The organism is Paraliobacillus sp. PM-2, assembly GCF_001368815.1.
Taxonomy (GTDB): Bacteria; Bacillota; Bacilli; order Bacillales; family Amphibacillaceae; genus Paraliobacillus.
Window position 1 is genome coordinate 385,230 of the sequence record NZ_CTEI01000002.1, and the last position, 16,254, is coordinate 401,483.

20 protein-coding genes are annotated in these 16,254 nt (G+C 32.6%); 9 read left to right on the forward strand and 11 right to left on the reverse strand.

The window, feature by feature from the left end:
* Positions 1–21: 21 nt before the first annotated feature.
* Positions 22–963 carry a prenyltransferase gene (locus tag BN1058_RS10735; RefSeq protein ID WP_218054216.1) on the reverse strand — a complete coding sequence of 314 codons (942 nt, stop codon included), beginning with the start codon at positions 961–963 and terminating at the stop codon, positions 22–24.
* 207 nt (positions 964–1,170) lie between these two features.
* On the opposite strand from BN1058_RS10735, the gene BN1058_RS10740 reads away from it, so the two are divergent.
* From BN1058_RS10740 to BN1058_RS10750, 3 genes are read left to right on the forward strand one after another with little or no spacing between them, the layout of a single operon-like run.
* The gene (locus tag BN1058_RS10740) at positions 1,171–2,118 is read left to right on the forward strand and encodes an ABC transporter substrate-binding protein (protein ID WP_176694500.1); all 948 of its coding nucleotides are present in this window, start codon (positions 1,171–1,173) and stop codon (positions 2,116–2,118) included.
* A complete protein-coding gene (locus BN1058_RS10745; protein WP_090857230.1) occupies positions 2,115–2,855 on the forward strand; it encodes an ABC transporter ATP-binding protein in 741 nt (246 codons plus the stop codon). Before BN1058_RS10740 ends, BN1058_RS10745 begins: the two co-directional genes overlap by 4 nt.
* The gene (locus BN1058_RS10750) at positions 2,849–3,625 is read left to right on the forward strand and encodes an ABC transporter permease (protein ID WP_090857232.1); all 777 of its coding nucleotides are present in this window, start codon (positions 2,849–2,851) and stop codon (positions 3,623–3,625) included. The genes BN1058_RS10745 and BN1058_RS10750 overlap by 7 nt, the downstream gene beginning before the upstream one ends.
* Before the next feature lie 33 nt (positions 3,626–3,658).
* Here BN1058_RS10750 and BN1058_RS10755 read toward each other — a convergent pair whose 3' ends face one another.
* Entirely contained in the window at positions 3,659–5,323 is a 1,665-nt protein-coding gene (locus tag BN1058_RS10755; RefSeq protein WP_090857235.1) for a glycoside hydrolase family 13 protein, read from the reverse strand.
* A 142-nt stretch (positions 5,324–5,465) separates the two neighbouring features.
* A complete protein-coding gene (gene rlmN, locus BN1058_RS10760; RefSeq protein WP_090857238.1) occupies positions 5,466–6,530 on the reverse strand; it encodes a dual-specificity RNA methyltransferase RlmN in 1,065 nt (354 codons plus the stop codon).
* A 290-nt stretch (positions 6,531–6,820) separates the two neighbouring features.
* Between rlmN and BN1058_RS10765 the strand changes: the two genes are divergently transcribed.
* The 3 genes from BN1058_RS10765 (at position 6,821) to BN1058_RS10775 (ending at position 9,208) form a co-directional block, all read left to right on the forward strand.
* Entirely contained in the window at positions 6,821–7,021 is a 201-nt protein-coding gene (locus tag BN1058_RS10765; RefSeq protein ID WP_017471671.1) for a cold-shock protein, read from the forward strand.
* 677 nt (positions 7,022–7,698) lie between these two features.
* Positions 7,699–8,196, forward strand: coding sequence for a hypothetical protein (locus BN1058_RS10770; protein WP_090857241.1), 498 nt, complete (start codon positions 7,699–7,701; stop codon positions 8,194–8,196).
* A 157-nt stretch (positions 8,197–8,353) separates the two neighbouring features.
* On the forward strand, positions 8,354–9,208 hold the full coding sequence (locus BN1058_RS10775; RefSeq protein WP_090857244.1) for a Cof-type HAD-IIB family hydrolase: 855 nt from the start codon (positions 8,354–8,356) through the stop codon (positions 9,206–9,208).
* A 73-nt stretch (positions 9,209–9,281) separates the two neighbouring features.
* Here BN1058_RS10775 and BN1058_RS10780 read toward each other — a convergent pair whose 3' ends face one another.
* Positions 9,282–10,193, reverse strand: coding sequence for an AEC family transporter (locus BN1058_RS10780; protein WP_090857247.1), 912 nt, complete (start codon positions 10,191–10,193; stop codon positions 9,282–9,284).
* Positions 10,194–10,445: 252 nt separating this feature from the next.
* Between BN1058_RS10780 and BN1058_RS10785 the strand changes: the two genes are divergently transcribed.
* Complete coding sequence (locus BN1058_RS10785) at positions 10,446–10,556, forward strand: YjcZ family sporulation protein (protein WP_090857250.1); 111 nt, start codon at positions 10,446–10,448, stop codon at positions 10,554–10,556.
* Between the two features lie 130 nt (positions 10,557–10,686).
* Here BN1058_RS10785 and BN1058_RS10790 read toward each other — a convergent pair whose 3' ends face one another.
* Complete coding sequence (locus tag BN1058_RS10790; protein ID WP_090857253.1) at positions 10,687–11,214, reverse strand: methylated-DNA--[protein]-cysteine S-methyltransferase; 528 nt, start codon at positions 11,212–11,214, stop codon at positions 10,687–10,689.
* 150 nt (positions 11,215–11,364) lie between these two features.
* On the opposite strand from BN1058_RS10790, the gene BN1058_RS10795 reads away from it, so the two are divergent.
* Together BN1058_RS10795 and fetB are read left to right on the forward strand one after the other, a co-directional pair.
* Entirely contained in the window at positions 11,365–12,087 is a 723-nt protein-coding gene (locus tag BN1058_RS10795) for an ABC transporter ATP-binding protein (RefSeq protein ID WP_090857256.1), read from the forward strand.
* On the forward strand, positions 12,087–12,842 hold the full coding sequence (fetB, locus tag BN1058_RS10800; protein ID WP_090857259.1) for an ABC transporter permease: 756 nt from the start codon (positions 12,087–12,089) through the stop codon (positions 12,840–12,842). The genes BN1058_RS10795 and fetB overlap by 1 nt, the downstream gene beginning before the upstream one ends.
* A gap of 40 nt (positions 12,843–12,882) precedes the next feature.
* Here the strand turns inward: fetB and BN1058_RS10805 are convergent, their stop codons facing one another.
* The 6 genes from BN1058_RS10805 to BN1058_RS10830 form a co-directional block, all read right to left on the reverse strand.
* Positions 12,883–13,476, reverse strand: a complete 594-nt coding sequence (locus BN1058_RS10805) for a peroxiredoxin family protein (protein ID WP_369688254.1) — start codon at positions 13,474–13,476, stop codon at positions 12,883–12,885.
* Positions 13,477–13,485: 9 nt separating this feature from the next.
* On the reverse strand, positions 13,486–14,181 hold the full coding sequence (locus BN1058_RS10810) for a cytochrome c biogenesis CcdA family protein (protein ID WP_090858259.1): 696 nt from the start codon (positions 14,179–14,181) through the stop codon (positions 13,486–13,488).
* 26 nt (positions 14,182–14,207) lie between these two features.
* Positions 14,208–14,888: a hypothetical protein gene (locus BN1058_RS10815; RefSeq protein WP_090857262.1), complete on the reverse strand. Its 681-nt coding sequence runs from the start codon at positions 14,886–14,888 to the stop codon at positions 14,208–14,210.
* A 9-nt stretch (positions 14,889–14,897) separates the two neighbouring features.
* Positions 14,898–15,476, reverse strand: coding sequence for a class I SAM-dependent methyltransferase (locus BN1058_RS10820; RefSeq protein WP_090857265.1), 579 nt, complete (start codon positions 15,474–15,476; stop codon positions 14,898–14,900).
* Between the two features lie 211 nt (positions 15,477–15,687).
* The gene (locus BN1058_RS10825) at positions 15,688–15,918 is read right to left on the reverse strand and encodes a sulfurtransferase TusA family protein (protein ID WP_090857272.1); all 231 of its coding nucleotides are present in this window, start codon (positions 15,916–15,918) and stop codon (positions 15,688–15,690) included.
* A 39-nt stretch (positions 15,919–15,957) separates the two neighbouring features.
* A complete protein-coding gene (locus BN1058_RS10830; RefSeq protein WP_090857274.1) occupies positions 15,958–16,254 on the reverse strand; it encodes a rhodanese-like domain-containing protein in 297 nt (98 codons plus the stop codon).

The window sequence follows — 16,254 nt, forward strand, 5'->3', positions numbered from 1 at the left end:
AATAATAGTTCGTGTTTTTATTTATATTAATAAACTAATAATTAAGATCAATCCAAAACTTAAATGGAGTTTATTTGTTTCAGGTACAAGAGCTCGTTGATTTACTGCAACTAATCGATAACTTTTTATTGCAAGTGGAACTGTTATAAAAACAAACAGTGAAGTCACCGGCAATTGTTTTACTATAACCAGTGCGAATACAAGTAAATAACTCACTACTAATAATGCTATATATAAATTTCTACCAAATAAATAACCTAATCTTACGGTTAACGTTCGAATACCTAATTTCTTGTCTCTATTAAAGTCTCTAAGCTCATTACTTAACATTAAAGCAGGAATTAATAAGCTGACTGGTAAACTTAATAGAATAGGTGATAGAGAAAAGCTTTCTGAAAAAACAACATATGCTCCATAAACCATTAATGGACCCATCAACAAAAAGGACAATGGTGTACCCAATCCCCTTTTTTTATACACAATTGGCTCACCTGTATAAGAATAACTACCAATTATACCTAATATCCCTACTATTAATACCTCACTTGATGTAAGGTAAAGCAATATTAATCCAATAAAACCAGTTGCACCAAAACATGCTAATCCAAATAAAAAGATAAAAATATCAAAGAGTGTTCGTTGCTTTCCTAAAAAACGATATTTTTTTATACTTTGTGGACGATACTTATATTCACATTCAAAATAATCGTTAATTAAGTTCGCCCCTGTTTGCACAAGTAACCCGGCAATAGTTACTAACAAAATCTTTACTATATCGATTCCATAGCTTCCAGGTTGAAAAAGAAAACCATTATGATATGCAATGACAATACCAATAGTAGTTGAGTAGATTGCCAATGTTAATGACAATGGTCTAGTAGCTAAAAATATATCGTAGATTATTTGTTTGTTTATTTTTGGTACTTCACTAATCAAGTCCTCCATGATCATTCGATATTGCATTCACGTCATCTCCATTTCATTTTAACATTGTTCATTTTTTCACGTGAATGTTTAAATGTCAATATGAAATAACTAATATAAATAATGTCTAATACAATTTTATTTACAAAAATTGTTCAGATATTCACATTGATTTATTATATTTTTATCATTACAATTAATCTATGTATTAGACATAAACAGACAATTACTTTTAGGGGGATACAGATGAAAAATTTTAAATTAAGTGTTTCTTTTATTTTCTTACTTGTGTTACTAACGGCTTGCTCAATGGGTAAAGATGCAAGCAATGAAGCAAGTGAAGGATTGAATAGTAAAGAAGAACAAACCGTGGAGTTATCAATAGGTTTAATGCCGGCAGTTGATGCTGCACCGATCTTACTTGCAGAAAAAGAAGGATATTATGATTCATTAGGTTTAGATTTAAATGCAACGATTTACACAAACGGAAACAATCGACAAAGCGCATTGCAGACAAATGAACTAGACGGTGCAATGACTGATTTAATTGCATTTATTAATACACAACAAAATGGGTTTGAAACAAAAATTGTCACAAGTACAGATGGTAGCTTTGCGTTTTTAGTTGATGACAAGTTTGAAAAGGAAGGAAAAAAACAACTAGGCATTATGGAAGTCAGTGTCTCTAACTATCTAGCAGACAATTATATTTCTTCAAATTACGATGTAAAGAAAGTCTATATTCCAGAGATTCCTGCACGTCTTGAAATGCTAAAAACAGGTCAACTAGACATTGGATTTTTCCCTGAACCTATTGCTTCAAAAGGGGAATTAGCTGGACTTACGAAATTAGTTTCTGTGACAGATGATGATGGATACATGCCAGAAGCCATGGTGTTTACGCCACAAGCAATTAAAGAAAAAAGGGAAGCAATTAAACGATTTATCACTGGATACAATCAAGCAGTAGATGCAATTAATCAAGATGATACATTGGCCAGAGAAGTTTTAATTGAAACGATTAACTTGGATCCAGAAATTCAAGACTTCATTACGCTACCTACCTATCATCATGCTCGTGTACCTAATAACGCATATATAAATAAAATTATTAATTGGATTGAAAACGCACAAGGAATAAAAATTGATCTAGAATATGAAGATATGATCGCAGAGGAATTTACTAATTCATGATTGAAATAACAGATTTAACGATTAAATATAATGATACACAAATATTAAATCATCTGAATTTAAACATAAGTAAAAACGAAACATGCGCGATCATTGGCCCTTCTGGTTGTGGGAAAACAACATTATTGTACACCATAGCAGGAATTCGAAAAGCAACTAATGGGCAAATAAAGATTAATGGAGAGGTATTAACAACTAACCGTAAGGAAACAGGTGTTATCTTGCAAGGATACGGCTTAATGCCATGGAAGACTGTTTGGGATAATGCAAGTCTTGGACTTCGTATTCGAGGCGTTTCAAAACAAGAAATGAATAAACAAATTACCGCTATTCTATCCGAACTAGATATTTACCAACATCGAAATAAATACCCTTCCCAACTGAGTGGCGGACAACAACAACGGGTAGCAATAGCTAGAGCATTATCTATTAAGCCAGACTTATTACTGATGGATGAGCCTTTTTCTGCTTTGGATGCAATAACAAGAGAGTCTTTACAAAGTCTTTTGATTGATCTTTATCATAAAATGAATATAACTATTGTACTTGTCACACATAGTATCGAAGAGGCTGTACTTTTAGGTAAAAAAATTATTATTATGCACCCATCAAACGGCTGTGTAAAAAGAGTGATTGACAATCCCCACTTTGGTGATCATGCATTTCGCAATACAACCGAATTTTTTCAATTGTGTGTAGAAGTTCGAAATGAAATGGAAGGTTTACAAGAATGTTAAAAATTTATTTATTAAAGTACAGAACAATATACGCAACCCTATTTGTCATTCTAGCTTGGTATCTATTACATCTTTCTATACAATCTAATATCATTCCAAATCCAATTCGAACCATCATCGTTTTTTTTCAACTATTACAAGAAGATTTATTACTTCATCTATTGGTAAGCCTCGGTCGTATCATTGTTTCAGTTGGAATTGCTGTTATCATAGGTACAGTTACTGGATTATTTTTAGGAATGCACGAAAAGTATGACATATTTTTCGGACCTGTTATCTATCTACTTTATCCGTTACCTAAGATAGCATTTTTACCTGTATTTATGATTTTGTTTGGTTTAGGAAATACTTCTAAAATTGTTTTAATTACGACTATTATTCTCTTTCAAATACTTGTTACTACAAGAGATAGTGTGAAAGGGTTGAGTAAAGAGATATTTTATTCCATTCGCTCATTAGGAGCAACAAAATGGCAAGTATATCAACACGTGGTCATCCCAGCCATTCTACCAAAACTGTTTACTGCACTTAGAATTAGTGTTGGTACTAGTATATCCGTGTTATTCTTTGCAGAGAATTATGCTACTACTTATGGTATTGGTTATTTTATTATGGATAGCTGGATACGAGTCGACTATATAGAAATGTTTGCGGGAATTATTGCAATTAGTTTATTAGGATTATTTGTCTTCAAAATGATTGATCTCTTAGAAAAAAACAGTTGTAAATGGGCACTATTAGAGAAAAATGAATCACAATCATTACTTTAAAGATAAAAAAAAGGTGGACTTCATCCACCTTTTTTATTTCACTTGATAGACTCTTGCCTCATAAGGTCGAAAATTTAAGACGCTATCAATAGTTTTACATACACCATAATTTGATAGCACTAATTCAAATTTTTTATTTATAAAGGCTTGATCTAATTGTATTCTTGTTTGCTTGTTAAATAAATTAACTAAAATTAAAAATTGTTCATTTTGATCGCTTCTTGTATATCCATATACATATGGATGCTTTTCTAGAATTAAGTCATACTTACCATACACCAATGTTTCTGATGATTTCCGTAAATTAATTAACTTTTTATAATAATGATAGATAGAATTGGGATCAGCTAAATTCTCTTTCACATTAATATCTGCATAGTTTGAATTAACTTTTAACCATGGATGACCTTTAGTAAAACCTGCATGCTCCTCACTCGACCATTGCATCGGTGTTCTTGCATTATCTCGACCATTTTTCCAAATAACTTTCATTACTTCTTTATGTGATTTTCCGGCTTTTCTTTCTTGGTTATACAAATTCTTTATAGCTACATCATTATAATGATCAATGTTTTCAAATTTAACATTTGTCATACCAATTTCCTGTCCTTGATAGATAAATGGTGTACCCTGCATTAAAAAATAAAGTGTTGCCAATGCTTTTGCTGAAGTCTTTCGTAATTGTTTATCATTTCCCCATGTAGATACGGAACGTGGTTGATCATGATTTTCTAAAAATAAAGCATTCCAACCAATTCTCTCTAATCCCTTTTGCCATTTGGTTAGTACTTCTTTTAATTTTTCTATATCTAATTTCCCAGCAGTACTTTTCCCCCAAAGGTCTAAATGATCAAATTGAAAAATCATATTAAAATAGCCATCTTCTTCTCCAACCCATTGATCTGCATCTTCTACCTTAACCCCATTTGCTTCTCCGACAGTCATTACATCATAATTACAAATCGTTTTACTAACAAACTCACTTAAAAATGTATCAATTCCAGGCTGATTCATATGTCCATCAAAGGAAGGGACATATTGTTGTTTCTTTGGATTCGGCAAATTAGGGAATCCTTTTGCTTTCTTAATATGAGAAATTGCATCTATTCGAAAACCATCAATACCTTTATCTAGCCACCAGTTTACCATTTCATATAAATGTTTACGCACATTAGGATTTTCCCAATTTAAATCAGGTTGTTTTTTTGAAAAAATATGTAAATAATATTCGCCAGATTTTTTATCGTATTGCCAAGCTGACCCACCAAAAATCGACTCCCAATTGTTTGGCTCTCCCCCATTTTTTTCTGGATGCCAAATATAATAATTACGATATGGACTACTCTTTCTAGACCGTGACTCAATGAACCATGGATGCTCATCAGATGTATGATTAATTACAAGGTCCATAATCATTTTCATTTGTTTTTTATGAACAGCTTCTAACAATTGGTCAAAATCTTTCATTGTGCCAAATTCTGAACTGATAGCCTGATAATCACTAATATCATAGCCATTATCATCATTTGGAGACGGGTAGATCGGGTTAATCCAAATGACATCAATTCCTAGTTCTTTTAGATAATCTAATTTGTCAATAATCCCTTGAATATCGCCAATACCATCACCATTTGAATCTTTAAAGCTTCTTGGGTATATCTGATACACCACCACTTCTTTCCACCATTTCTTGCTCATGCATGTGCCTCCCTCTTCACACATAGAATTACTTTAAATCCAAAAATTAGCCGTTCTGTACGAGAAAACTTTGAAGTTTATTCTTACGCTAATCTTATAAAAAAAAGAACCGGATTAGAATCCGATTCCTTTTTACATCTATTTAATTCGCTTTTTTCATTTGTTTACTACGCAATTGACCACAAGCTGCATCAATATCAGACCCTTGTTCAACACGTACACCACAGTTTATTCCCTCTTTTAGTAACGTTTCATAAAAAGTTAGGATAGCAGCTTTTTTACTACGATTATATTGGTTATGCTCTTCAACTGGGTTATATGGAATTAAATTCACATAAGATAAATGGCGCTTATCTTTCAATAACTTTGCCAATTCCAATGCCTCTTTTTTATGGTCATTCACATCTTCTAATAAAATATATTCAAAAGTAATTCTTCGATTTGTTTTTTCAAGATAATAATCTACAGCTTCCATTACTTTCTTAATAGGAAAAGCTTTATTGATTTTCATAATTCGAGTTCTTAACTCGTCATTTGGAGCATGCAAGGATACTGCCAAATTAACTTGTAAATTTTCATCAGCAAAAGTACGAATCTTGTGTGCTAAGCCACTGGTAGATAACGTAATATGTCGTGCACCAATTGATAATCCTTGTTGATCATTAACGATCCGCAAAAAGCTCATCGTATTGTCATAATTATCAAATGGTTCACCTATTCCCATAATCACAATATGACTGACACGTTCTTGTTTCTTTTGATTGTCTAAATGGTGTTGCACTTTCATAATTTGTTCAACAATTTCACCACTAGTTAAGTCACGATTCTTTTTTAATAATCCACTGGCACAAAACGTACACCCTATATTACAGCCAACCTGTGTTGTTACACAAACAGAGAGACCATATGAAAAGCGCATTAATACTGTTTCAATCAAATTTCCATCAGAAAGTTTAAACAAGAATTTAATCGTACCGTCCTGTGATTCCTGTTTGATCTCTTCTTCTAAAGTCTCTATATAAAAGTTATCATTTAATAATGAAAGACATTCTTGATTTAAATTATGCATCGCTTCAAAAGACCGTACACGCTTTTTATACAACCAATCCCATATTTGTTTAGCCCGAAACTTTTTTTGACCATTTGCCTCTAGCCATTCACTCAATTGTGGCTTTGTTAACCCATAAATGGATATTTTTTCACTCATCATAAACCCTCACTCAGTAAAGATATAATAATTCAATTCCTCTATCTATACTACCTGCAATGTGGTTTTCTATCAAGCACTGAAACAGAATTCCATTTTGTTCTTTTAAATATTTTAATTATTTTCATGAAAAGATTGCTTTATTGCAAATGAATTGTTATAATAACTTTAAGCTATTTTGTTCGACAAAACACTTCAAGTAACTAGCAACGTGAAAGTTTTCGTTTTGATGCATGAGCAAGAATAGTAATACAATTGTGTGGATCGACCACACGAGGAGGAAAAGTAATATGGCACAAGGTACAGTTAAATGGTTTAACGCAGACAAAGGTTTTGGATTTATCGAAGTTGAAGGACAAGACGATGTATTCGTACACTTCTCTGCTATCCAAGGCGAAGGCTTTAAAACACTTGAAGAAGGTCAAAGCGTAACATTCGATATCGAAGAAGGAAATCGCGGACCACAAGCTGCTAACGTTGAAAAAAACTAATAACAGCTTTTAAATAAAAAAGAACCAGTTTAAACTGGTTCTTTTTTTGTGTTTTTTAAACTTAGCTAATTCGGTCTCTATACTTCTATACAAACCTTTCCCTCTCATTTGTTTACCTAAAGTTAACAAGATAAAAAGAAAAGGAGAGGAATTATGTAAAACTCCTCGAAAATAAATAGTAATTTTCTTCGTGAAAGGCATCTCTCTTTCGTACAATCAATAAAAATAGTTTATGATAAAAGTTTATTTTAATAGTCAACAAAATCTTATTTATATTAAGGCTAATATACCTAAATAGTTTTAAAAATAAAGGGCACTACTCTAGCAGTGCCCTTTTAAAAAATTAAATACCTAAGAGAGCCAAAACAGCGATGATTAAAATGATTGGAGTGAAAATAAAGAACCAAAAGAAGAATAAAGCTAATGCAGCGATAATTGCCATTGTTATCCCCCCAATTCAAGATTGGATTTGTGCGGCCTCACATTAATAATCTATGTTATTTTGAAAAAGCGGTATAGACTATCATATCTAATCTTCTAAAAATAGTTACTTCCCTCATTTTCCTATCATTTACTAGGTAAACATATATTTTCAACAAACCTTAGACTATTACACGTACAATTTTCATTTAATTACGTATGTATGTAGTAATTAATAAGAAAGTAGGTGTAGCATATTGCAACGGAAAGTACTGTACTTTGAAACGATAGCACCTGGTAAATTCAAACAGGTCAAAGAGTTTTCAGAAAAACAACAAAACCATGCACCAAAGTCATCTGAATCAAATATCATTTTAGACAGGTTACGTAGTGAATGGCAAAAAAGAAATATCCCTACTAACGAAATAGAAAAATTAGCAGCAATAACTGAAACGTTTAAACAACCAGAGGTAAAAGAAAAATTATTAGAAATCTATGAAAGAGTTAAGGTATTTTTAACTAGTGATTCAGTGAAAGGAGTTTTGAAAAAGATGACTTCATCCAATTTTAATGATTTACTAAAGAAATTGACTGAAAGTGAGGAAACCAATAAACTCATGAATCAAGTGATGACCGATCCAACACTTTCAAAAGAAGCAATGGAATTAATGAAGAATGTTCTTAATGATGAAGAAAAATTCAATAATCTATCGGACATGATGTCTTCAATGATGAATAATAATAACAAAGAATAGAACAATGTGAACTAAATGCTTACAGTAATGAATGATATAATTAGATAGTCTAAAAAGTGCTTAGCATATTTTGAAGTAGTGCACTTATTGCAAGTGCTCTACTTCTTGTGTATGCTATGTATAAATAGAAATATATTACATAAGGAGTCTTTCTAACATGAAGCTTATTGCCACAGATTTAGATGGTACATTATTAAATGAAAACGGAGAAATTAGTGAAAAAAATGCACAAATGTTAAAACAAGCATTAGAACAAGGGGTACAGGTAATAGTTGCCACTGGTAGATCCTATACAGCTGCAAATAAAACACTACAAGCAGTTGGATTAAAGCTTCCTATTATTTGTTTAAATGGAGCAAGTCTTTATACAGCTGAAGGCGAAAAATTACGCAGTATTCCATTATCGAAAAGTTTAAGTAGTAAAATTGTGGACCAATGCGAATCTAATCAAGTATATTTTGAATTATATACTAATAAAGGCGTTTACTCCCCAAACCGTTCGCAATTTATCGATGTTATGGTTAATATCATGCTCTCAGCAAATCCAACTATATCTCGTGAGGAAATAGAGGAACGTGCTGCACTTCGTTTTCAAGAAGAAGCGTTTAATACAACAAATGATTTTCAAGGGCTTATTATAAAGGATGATATTGAGGTTTATAAAGCACTTGCTTTTTCTTTAGAGGCTGATGTTTTAGATAAAATCAAAGAAAAATTTAACGAAGAAGACAAGCTCGTCATTACTTCATCAGGTTATGATAATCTAGAATTTAATCATCCTGAAGGGCAGAAAGGTATTGCACTTTCATTGTATGCAGCGGAAAATAATATTGAGTTGGATGATGTGATGGCAATAGGTGATAATTTCAACGATCTTTCTATGCTTAAAATTGCCGGGCATAGTGTGGCTATGGGAAATGCCGAACAAACCATAAAAAATACTTGTTCCACGGTTACCGACAAAAATACCAAAGACGGTGTTGCTAAAGCAATTAAAAAAATATTAAATTAATCCCCCTTCACCATCTAACTTAATCATAGATGGTGATTTTTATAGACATGAACAAGATTTCTATATTATTTTTCTACAAAGTGAGATTAATAATGAGCCAAATCAATAAGAAGCTAAGTAACATTGTTATGTTAGAGACCGTTCCTACAAATTTTTTATCATAATTGAATTCTACAGCATATGGTAGTAAAGATGTTGCTGTTGGTAATAACAATCCAACAAAGATCGTGTAACGAAACATTTCGTTCATTGGTAGAAAAATAAATAATAATACTCCTACAACAATACCAAATCCAAAACGAACGAATAAAAACTTACTTATTAAATATAGATATTTCTTATCTATACTAAAATGTAAATATATACCTAATAACAGTAGTGACAGTGGCATATTTGCTTGTGCAATGATTGAAGCAGTGTCAATAAATAAGGTAGGTAGAGGTACTTGCAGTAGATTCAAACTAAACACAGTGATATATGTCACTAATGGAATCGATTTAGATAATTTACTGATGATTTCTTTATATCCGATTTTTGTTTGTTCGCCTGCGTAATAGCTTCCAATTAAATAACTTAAACCAAAAACAATAAAAGCATTACCTACATCAAACATGCCAAAATATTTTATTCCTTCCTCTCCCCAAATACCTTCAACCAAAGGATATGCAAACAAACCTATATTGTAACCAGGAACCATCATTGCAAGCATGCCTTTTGTGCTTTTCTGCTCTTTATCAAAAAAGATGATCCCAATTATACCAAGAATAAGCCCTACTATAATACCAAGAGCTACTAATAAAAATAAAGAAGCTTCCATGACAATGTCATGAAATGTGACAATAATTAAAGCAGGCAATGTAACATTAAAGATTAAACGAGCTAATACTTCGCCATCTGTTTCTTTTAGGATATTCGTTTTTTTAATAACATAACCTAGTCCAATAATTAAAATAGACAATAAAAATTGTTGATTAAAACCTTCCAAACCAAACGTCTCCCTGTTTAAAAAAAGTCCATAAAAATACTATACCATATTAATGCAACCGTTCTTTAATCAGAGGTAGATATCCTTTTATTTATAGACAGAAAAAAACATAACGAAAACGAACATTCTAATTCTTAGTTATAAAAAATCATGAAGGTAACGCCTAATTCCAAAAATATAGACATCCGCCCGCAACACAGACAGACACTTTACATAGGTTATAGTAATTAAGACAGTAAGGTGGTGAAAAACATGGGTTACTATGGTGGCTGTGGCTACCCACAAGGTGGTTATGGCGGTGGATTTGCGTTAATTGTAGTTTTATTCATTCTGTTAATAATTGTAGGTGCATCCTTTTATTAATTCTTCATATGTGCCATAGTGACAAAGGAAGTGTTTTTCCTTTGTCACTTAACAAATTTTACATATATACAGGACTGACCTTCCTAGATAGAAAATCTGTTTTCAATCAAGAACTTCCACTTAACCCCTCTTATATCTCATTAGATTTTGTATATTTTTTTGATTCTAATTCTAATAACCATTTCTTTAAAGCTAATCCGGAACGAAACCCAGTTAAATTACCGGTTTTACTTATGATTCGGTGGCACGGTACTACAATTAATAGTGGATTTTTTGCGATAGCATTAGCCACAGCGCGAACAGCTTTTGGACGATTAATTTGTTCTGCAACTGCACTGTAACTTGTTGTTTCTCCATAAGGAATCGATTGAAGTGCATGCCAAACTTCCCTTTGAAAATTCGTACCTAACAAGTCAAGTGGTATGGCAAGTGATGTTGTCTCGCCATTCAAATAAGCATTCAGTTCATGCTTATATGCAGCCACCCTTGTGAGGTCATGCTTTAAAATATATGTAGGATAATACCTATTCTTCCATTTATTCCAGAATATTTTATCGGTGTTAAATAAACCAATATAGCATAACCCTTTGTCCGATGAAACTAGAAGAAACGTGTAGTCGTTCTTAATTAAATAATCATAGTATAATAGCTTTTCCATTTCTCCACCTCAATGTGCTTTTGATTGTAGTATATCAATATTTCACCGTTTGTTTAATTGTTTCAATTAAATGATGATTGGTTACCCTAGTTTACGTAGAATGTTTTTTGTTGTACGGTAATACATATTAGCTTTGAAAGTAGGATTGTGATGAACAAAAAAGCCATTATATGTAATCATGTATCATATCAAAAAAATAGCGAACAAATTTTAACAGATATTTCCGGGGAAATTATAAAAGGTAACATCACCACATTTGTAGGACCATCAGGAGCAGGAAAAACTACTTTCTTTAAGTTACTGAATGGATTACTCTCACCTTCGGAAGGATCAATTAACATTGATGGAAAACCGATTGAGAGCTACTCGCCAATTGATTTACGCAGAACAGTAGGGATTGCTCTTCAAGAAGCTACTATGACTAATGCTACAGTAAGAGAAAACCTTATGCTTCCCTATCAATTAAGTAACCGTACATTTAATGATAAGATTGCAAATCATTTAATAAACCAAGTCGGACTGTCTAACGATGTATTATCAAAACAGACAAATGACCTATCAGGTGGACAACGACAAAAATTATCTATTGCGCGTACTTTAGCTAATCAGCCAAAAATACTTCTATTAGATGAAATCACTTCATCATTAGATCGTCTATCACAAACTGGTATCGAAACCTTAATTAAAAATATCAATACTGAATATGGAACGACTATTTTATGGATTACACATAACCTTCAGCAAGCCATTGACGTTGGCCATGATACATGGGTAATGGTAAATGGACAAGTTATCGAAAAAGGACCAAGTGAGTTATTAGAAAATCCTAAAACAGAACTAGTTCGTGAATTCGTAAAAGGAGTACATAAATAATGAATTATCTTACGCTATCGATTACTTTAATTTTTGTACTCATTCCTTTTGTATTATCCAAAACACTCAAGCTTGAATTAGGAAAAGATATTATTATTGCTACGACACGATCTATTATTCAATTATTAGCTGTAGGTTATTTACTTCAATATGTATTTGAGGTAAAGCATCCAATATTTATTTTAGCAATGATTAGTTTAATGATTGGAGCAGCAACGCAAAATGCACGCAGGAAAGGTGTTTCTATTAAGGGAATCACCTGGAAGTTAATCCTTACCTTTACAACAATTGAATTATTAACACAAGGGATTTTATTAGGATTAGCCATTACTCCAGCCACGCCACAATATATTATTCCGATTAGTGGAATGATTATTGGTAACTCGATGGTGCTTTCTATCCTTTTCCTAAATCGTTTTACAGATGAAATTTCTGATAAAGAAGATCAAATCGAACTATACCTTTCGCTCGGTGCTACACCAAAACAAGCGATCCATCGTCATTTAATTACATCAATTAAGGCAAGCACCATTCCAACGATTGAAAACCAAAAAACAATTGGACTGGTTCAATTACCAGGAATGATGAGTGGACAAATTATTGCAGGAGCAGCTCCAGTGCAAGCAGTACAATTTCAATTATTAATCATTTTTTTACTATTAACAACAGCTGTTGTTACAAGTATTATACTAGGTTTTCTATCTTATCCAACCTTGTTTAACGATCGAATGCAACTAACAGATCAAAATAATTAAAAAAATCAATTACGTGCCAAAAAGACACGTAATTGATTTTTTACTGCATTGCTCCTAATGCTTGTTCCATTTGTTCTTGATTTAAAGGGCCAAACGATTTATGCTGTATAACACCTTTAGAATCAATCATGAATGTAGTAGGAATTGGCCGTATCTGATATGTTACAGCTAACTCACTCTTTTCATCAAGAAGAATGGAAAAGGTCAAGCCGAATTCATCTACAAAATCAACAACATCTTGTAATCTATCTTCAGTATCTGTTAAATTCACAGCTAATATTTCTACATTATTCTGTTCAAAAAATTGTTGCATCGCTGGCATTTCCGCACGACATGGTGGACACCATGTTGCCCAAAAATTAAGCATGATACGTTTCCCCCGATAGTCAGAGAGTGTTACTTCATCTCCGGTCAGTGTATTTAAGGTGAAGTCAGGTGCAATATCACCAACATCCAAACCCACACTTTCCTCTTCTTGTTCGCCTTCATTAGTAGAATCAGTTGACTCCTTTACTTCCGTATCTTCCGTTGTTTCATACGTCTGATTCTCTTCATCTGGTTGGTTAATAAAATCATAAATGGCCCAGCCAAACATTCCGCTTATGATCAAGATAATCACTAGACGTTTAATCATTATCTCCTCCTACCCTAAATTAGAAAGCCATGTATCTTGAACTAGTCTCAACATAAAATTAGAAATTCGAGTCAATTGTCCAGTAAATAGCAACAACCCGAATATAATCATAATTACTCCACCAAACTTCATAATCTTATTACTATATCGAACAAGCCATTTGGCATATCCAAGGAAAAAGGTTAACAGTAAAAATGGTAATGCAAATCCAAGCACATAAAACAATGTATATAGCGTTCCCTGTGCCGGGTTTGTTCCTGCAACAACTAATATAGAAGCAAATATTGGTCCGATACAAGGTGTCCAGCCAGCAGCAAATCCCATCCCCACAAAAAAGGTACCAATAAAACCAATCGGTTTACGTTTTACTTGGAAACGTTTTTCCTTCATTAATGTTGGAATCGTTAACCAACCACCGACCACTAAACCCATCACCATCACAAATATACCTGCAATTCGTTGAATAAATACACCAGATTCACCGGTTAATAATCCTTGAATCCATTGTCCTAAAATAGATACCCCAATACCCAGAGCTAAAAAGACAAGTGATACCCCTAATAAGAAAAAAACAGCATGAGAGAGTAACCGTATTTGCATTTTCCGTTGTCTTTCTCCATGTAATTCTTTTACGCTTATGCCGGTTATGTAAGATAAATATGCTGGGAATATCGGCAATGTACATGGAGAAAAAAAAGAAAGCATCCCTGCTCCTAGAGCCAACAAAATGGTTACATCCGTTGTCGGTTCCACATTTTCACCTTACCTTTCCAATTTATTAAAGCGAGTATTCCAATTGCTAAAATAAGTAGATAAAACCAACTAGCTAAAGGAAATGTAAAAACATATGTTGTTTTAACCATCGATAGAAGAAATTTAATCATTCCCCAAAAAGTAACCATAACACCTAGTAATACGCGTGATGTTAGTTTAGCTTGTAGTAATATCCACCCTAACAACAATACAAAATGCAACGTTAATTCTATCATTGAACGAGACACATTTGTGAATATATGTTGTCCAAATAAAAAACTGAATAAAGCCGTAATAATAACCACTGAAAAACTAAGAGCTAAACCGGTTATAGGAAATTTTATCTTATTTCTATAATAACCAGCAAATAGAATAAAACAGACAAAAGCAAAATAAAATACAGTTGAATCACTAGGAAAAGCCAACACTGCTAGTGGATCTTCAAAAAATAAAGATAAATTTAGAAACACCTTACCAATAAACAAAGCAATTACGAAAAAAAACAAAGCATTAGCTATTTGGTCAAGGTAATATCGCGTTTCATCTTTTTTCCAAGGACTCGTGATCCAAAAAAACAAAAATCCCATAACTAGACTACCAATCAGCATCAATAGTGACATCTTTACTACAAAAGGACCAATCATTATTGCTTCTTGCATCATAAATTCCTACTTTCGTTCAGCAATCAGCATATAGTGGCTACTATTGATGGAATAGATACATATATTTTTAAACTGATTGTCTTTAAGTATTTGCTTCATGACAGAAGATGAGATACGAATTTCTACAGGAGGTCCTGATTCTGTCTCTTTTGCTTCAAATTCTATAAACATAACTTTGCCACCTGATTTTGTTACACGTGCTATTTCTCTTATTGTTGTTTGGAGATGGTCGACTTCATGCAAAACAAATGCAGCCATTAACTTGTCAACCAATCTATCTTCCAAAGGGATCTGATTTAAATTACTTACTATTCCATTAATATTAGTAATCAACTGATTTGATGCAGCTTCTCTTAGTAATTCAATCATTTTAGGCTCAATATCAATTGCATAAACTACTTTTTCAGTTTGCTTTGCTAAAGGAATCGTAAAGAAACCTGCTCCTGAACCTAGGTCAGCAACTATATCGGATTCCTTTACTTCCAAATGATCAATTAGCTTTTCGGGTTGAAGTAATTGATAGCGTTCTTGTGACATTAACTTATTGACTTGTTCTGGATTAAAACGTTTATGTGAATGATCCATAAATTTTTCTCTCCTTTAAATCACAACTATCTACACTCTATACCACGATGGGTATTAAGTCAATGATAATGCTATTCATCTAAGAAAAAAGCTACTTTAGTCTTAATAACTAAAGTAGCTTAATCAAAGATTTATTTAGAACGTTGATTAAATCTTTCCTCATTCCTCACAATGAAAAAATTTAACCACTCTTAAAATAATAAGTTCTTATTTATTCACCTTTTTTTATCCAGAACTTTATTACTCCGTCTTCTTCCACATCTTCTAAAATTTCATGTCCACCTGACTTTGCCCAAGCAGTTAAATCACTCTTTGACCCTTGGTCAGTTGTATGAATTTCTAAAACTTCTCCTGGTTCTAACTCCGCTATTGCCTTCTTTGTTCTTACAATTGGCATTGGGCATGCTAATCCTTTAGCATCTAATACTTTTGTTGCTTCCATTTTCTATTCCTCCATTTTTTAATATTTTCGTATTTTTTCTTATTTAACTTTTCCTGTCCAAGCAAGCATACCGCCAGTCATATTTGTCACATGATAACCTTGTGATTCTAATAGGGCGCATGCGTTGCCACTTCTTCCTCCTGAACGACATACCATATAGTAATGTGCATTTTTGTCTAATTCTTTGGCACGTTGTTCTATTTCCCCTAATGGAATATGCTTAGCTTCAGGAATTTTACCTTCTTCTACTTCGAAATCTTCTCGAACATCAATAATATTTACTTTTTCATTTTGTTCCAATTTTTCCGCTAATGCTTCTGCACTAATTTCTTTCAT